Source organism: Candidatus Effluviviaceae Genus I sp., assembly GCA_016867725.1.
Taxonomy (GTDB): domain Bacteria; phylum Joyebacterota; class Joyebacteria; order Joyebacterales; family Joyebacteraceae; genus VGIX01.
Genome location: VGIX01000082.1, coordinates 1 through 3,799 on the forward strand (window position 1 = coordinate 1; position 3,799 = coordinate 3,799).

Genomic DNA, 3,799 nt, shown 5'->3' on the forward strand with positions numbered 1-3,799 from the left:
CGTTCCGCATGGCCGGGGCGCTCGAGGACGAGGGGGTCGTGGTGAACCCGATCGTGTCGCCGGCGGTGCCGCCGGACTCGGCGCTCATCCGCCTGAGCGTGATGGCGAGCCTCGGCCGGGACGACCTCGAGGTCGCGCTCGAGAAGATGACGCTGGTGGGGCGGAAACACGGGGTCGTCTGACATGCCGACGGAGCCTGCGCCCATCTGGAGCCTCCGGTTCGCCCGCGCGTATCTTGTCACGATGCGGCCCTACCTGCTCTTCGTGTCCGGCGCCGCGGGGCTCGTCGGGCTCTCGTTCGGCGCCGGCGTCGAGACGTGGCGCGCGCTCGTCGCGTTCGTCGCGCTCTTCTTCTCGTACGGGCTGGGCCAGGCGCTCACCGACTGCTTCCAGACGGACACCGACTCGCTCTCGGCACCGTACCGGCCGCTGGTCGCCGGCGTGGTCGCGAGGCGGCACGTGTTCACGGCGAGCCTCGTCGGGCTCTGCGTCGTCGTGCTAGCGCTCGTCGCGCTGAGCGCGCGGATCCTCGTGCCCGGCGCGCTCGCGGTGCTCGGGCTTCTCACGTACACGTTCTTCAAGCGCAGATGGTGGGGCGGCCCGCCGTGGAACGCGTGGATCGTCGCGCTCATCCCGGTCATGGGACGCCTCGTGGACCGCGGCTGGTCGCCGGCGGGGCTGGCCCGGCCGGCGGGCGCCTCGGACGCCGCGTTCCTGCTGGCCGTGCTCGCCGTCTTCTTCGGCTACGCGAACTTCGTCGTCATGGGGTACTTCAAGGACGTCTCCGCCGACGGGGCGACGGGCTACCGCACCTTCCCGGTCGCGTTCGGGTGGCGGGCGGCGGCGGTGTACGGGGACGTGACGGCGGCGGCGGCGGTCGCGCTCGCGGGCGCGGCGCTCGTCGTGCTCGGCGCGGGCCTCGTGAGCGCGGCCGCGCTCGTGGCGGCAGCCGCGCTCTACGCCGTCGCGCAGGTTGCGATGCACCGCACGCGGGACGAGCGCGCGACCGGGACGCCGATCGCGCACGGCGTGCGGGCGCTCGTGCTCGTCTGCTCCTCGATCGTCCTTGCGAACGAGCCGCGGTGGGCCCTCGCGCTCGCCGTGTTCTACGCGTTCTTCGAGCTTGCGCTGGGGCTTCGGCCGGAGCGCGGCCAGGTGTGAGCCCCCCGCGTGACCGGGGACGGCGGAGGCTGTGCCGTGATCGTCTTCCTCAATCCGCGCGCGAGCTACGGCCGGGCGGCCGCGAAGTGGAAGCGCGTCCGGCCCGAGCTCGAACGGCGCGTCGGGCGCTTCGAGGTCGTCGAGATCGGCGCGCCGGACGCCGTGAGCGCGGCCGTGAGCGCCGCCGCGGCGCGGGGCGAGCGCGTGTTCGTGGCGGCGGGCGGTGACGGGACTGTGAACCTGGTCGCGAACGCGGTCCTCGGTGCGACCGACATGCCGGGCGAGCGCCTCAGGCTCGGCGCCGTCGGGCTGGGCTCGAGCAACGACTTCCACAAGCCCTTCCGGCGGGACGCGTTCATCCGGGGCGTCCCGGCGCGGGTGGACTGCGGGCGGACCGAGGCCCGGGACGTGCTCCGCGTTGATCTCGCTGGCGCGGATGGCCGACGCGCGCCCCGACACGCAGTGAACAACGCGAGCATCGGCGTGGCGGCGGAGGCCAACGCGAGCTTCAATGATCCCACGCCCTTCGTCCGGGCGGTGCGCCGCGTGTCGGTGGACGCGGCCATCGTCGCCTCGGTGATGCGGACGCTCGCCAGGCGCCGGGACATCCAGTGTCGGATCGCCGTGGACGGCAGCGACGCGGGGTCGTTCCGCGTCTCCAGCCTGGGCTTCGTCAAGAACCCTCACTTCGCCGGAGCGTTCTGCTACGATACGCCCGTCGCGCCCGACGACGGACGCATGAGCGTGCACCTGTGCGAGGGGCTGACGCGGCTCGAAGTGCTCACCACGCTCGCCGCGCTCTCGCGGCGGCGGTTCGCGGGCAGGCCGAAGACGCGCACGTGGGTGGGACGAAGGGCGTTGGTCGAGGCGGACGTGGACTTCGCGTTGGAGATGGACGGCGAGGTCGTGTACGCGCGGCGCGTCGAGTTCTCGGTCGTCCCGAGAGCGCTCCTGGTGTGTCGCTGAGCGGGCCCCGGTGAGCGCGAGGCGGTGCCGATGAAGCCGATGGACGAGATCACGGAGAACGCGGCGATCGACGTCTGGGTGAGGGCGTTTGCGCGGTCGCCTCGGCAGCTCAACGCGCCGCACGAGTCGGACGCCGAGATCGTCGAGATGCCGGGGATGCCCGGGCAGTGCCTCGCGATCACCATCGACACGGTCGCCGAGGAGGTCCGCGCCGGGCTCTACCGCGACCCGTACACCACGGGGTGGGTCGCCGCGATGGCCTCGCTCTCGGACCTCGCGGCCGTCGGCGCCGACCCTCTCGGGCTCGTGATCTCGGCGTCCGTCCCGCCAGGCACGCCGCGCGGCGACGTCGAGCGAACGGCTCGCGGCATGGAAGAGGCGTGCCGCTCGCTGGGGGTGTTCGTGCTCGGCGGCGACCTCAACTCGGCCGAGGCGCTGTCGGTGGGCGGGTGCGCCGTCGGACTCGTGCCGCGCGACGGGCTCCTCACGCGCCGGGGCGTTCTGCCCGGCGACGCGATCGTTCTCACCGGCCCCGCCGGAGCGGGAAACGCCCTCGGCCTCGCCCGGTTCGCTGGGTTGCCCGACGACGCCTTTCCGGAGGGAGCGTACCGGCCTGTCGCGCGGCTTCGCGCCGGGCGGGCGCTGCGCGGGCGCGCGCACGCCTGCATGGACACGAGCGACGGCGTGCTCGCGACGCTCGATCAGCTCATGCGCCTGAACGGCTGCGGGTTCGAGGTGGTGTGCGACTGGCCGCGTGTCCTCGCGCCCGGCGTCGGGGCGCTCTGCGATCGCGCGTCGGCGCCGCCGTGGATGATGCTCGCCGGCGCGCACGGGGAGTTCGAGCTCGTCTGCGCCGTGCCGGAGGGCGACGCCGAGAGCGTCGTCGCCGACCTCACTGCGCTCGGGCACTCGCCGGTCAGGCTGGGTTCGGCGCAGCAGCGCTCCGCCCTGACACTCTCGCTCCCGGGCGGGCGACGCGCCGACATCGCCATGGCGCCGGTGCGGAACCTGATCGAGACGCTGCGCGGCGACTCCGCGCGCTACTTGAGCGAGCTTGAGCGGCTCGGGAGGTCGTGGGGGCTTGAGTAACACCGAGGAGACCATCCACGGCGCCGTCTTCGCCGCGGCGCGGCGACACCCCGAACGGACCGCCCTCATGGTCCGCAGCGGCGAGTCGTACGCCCGCGTCTCGTACGCGGAGTTCGTCCGCGCGGTCGAGGCCGCCGCGGCGCACCTCCGCTCGATTGGGCTCGAGCGCGGGGACGTGGTCGGCATCCTCTCCCAGAACCGCCCCGAGTGGATCGTGGCCGACCTTGCCACGCTCTCCCTCGGATGCGTTGTCGTCCCCGTCTATCCCACGGTGCCGCGCGAACAGCTCCGGTACATCGTGGCTGACTCGGGCATGCGGGTGCTCCTTGCGGGCGACGCGCACCTCCTCGCGGTGGCCGAGTCGCTCGCTCACGAGGGCGGCAGCCTCGAGGCGGTTGTACCGCTGTCCGCGCTCGGCATGCCCGACGCCCCGCGGGCCGAAGCCGGCGCCTCTTCGCCGCGCGCCGACGCCGGCTCGTCCGGTGCCGCCCCGGACAGGTTGCCGAACGTCGGGCCTTCCGACGTCGCGACCATCGTCTACACCTCCGGGACGACCGGGGAACCGAAGGGCGCGGTGCTCACG

At 73.6% G+C, this 3,799-nt stretch carries 5 protein-coding genes; all 5 read left to right on the forward strand.

Features of this window, described 5'->3' with window-relative positions; genetic code table 11:
• The coding region (locus tag FJY74_09570) for an 8-amino-7-oxononanoate synthase (GenBank protein MBM3308561.1) at positions 1 to 182 on the forward strand (182 nt) is incomplete at its 5' end.
• A 1-nt stretch (position 183) separates the two neighbouring features.
• Positions 184 to 1,161, forward strand: a complete 978-nt coding sequence (locus FJY74_09575) for a UbiA family prenyltransferase (GenBank protein ID MBM3308562.1) — start codon at positions 184 to 186, stop codon at positions 1,159 to 1,161.
• Between the two features lie 36 nt (positions 1,162 to 1,197).
• A complete protein-coding gene (locus FJY74_09580; GenBank protein ID MBM3308563.1) occupies positions 1,198 to 2,127 on the forward strand; it encodes a hypothetical protein in 930 nt (309 codons plus the stop codon).
• A gap of 30 nt (positions 2,128 to 2,157) precedes the next feature.
• The gene (locus FJY74_09585) at positions 2,158 to 3,216 is read left to right on the forward strand and encodes a thiamine-monophosphate kinase (GenBank protein ID MBM3308564.1); all 1,059 of its coding nucleotides are present in this window, start codon (positions 2,158 to 2,160) and stop codon (positions 3,214 to 3,216) included.
• Positions 3,209 to 3,799: AMP-binding protein (locus FJY74_09590; GenBank protein ID MBM3308565.1), on the forward strand; the 591-nt coding region annotated here is incomplete at its 3' end. The genes FJY74_09585 and FJY74_09590, both read left to right, overlap by 8 nt.

Bases quoted from the DNA above. Each gene is read 5' to 3' on its own strand.
- FJY74_09585 (MBM3308564.1), top strand. From the start codon at position 2,158: ATGAAGCCGATGGACGAGATCACGGAGAACGCGGCGATCGACGTCTGG.
- FJY74_09575 (MBM3308562.1), top strand. From the start codon at position 184: ATGCCGACGGAGCCTGCGCCCATCTGGAGCCTCCGGTTCGCCCGCGCG.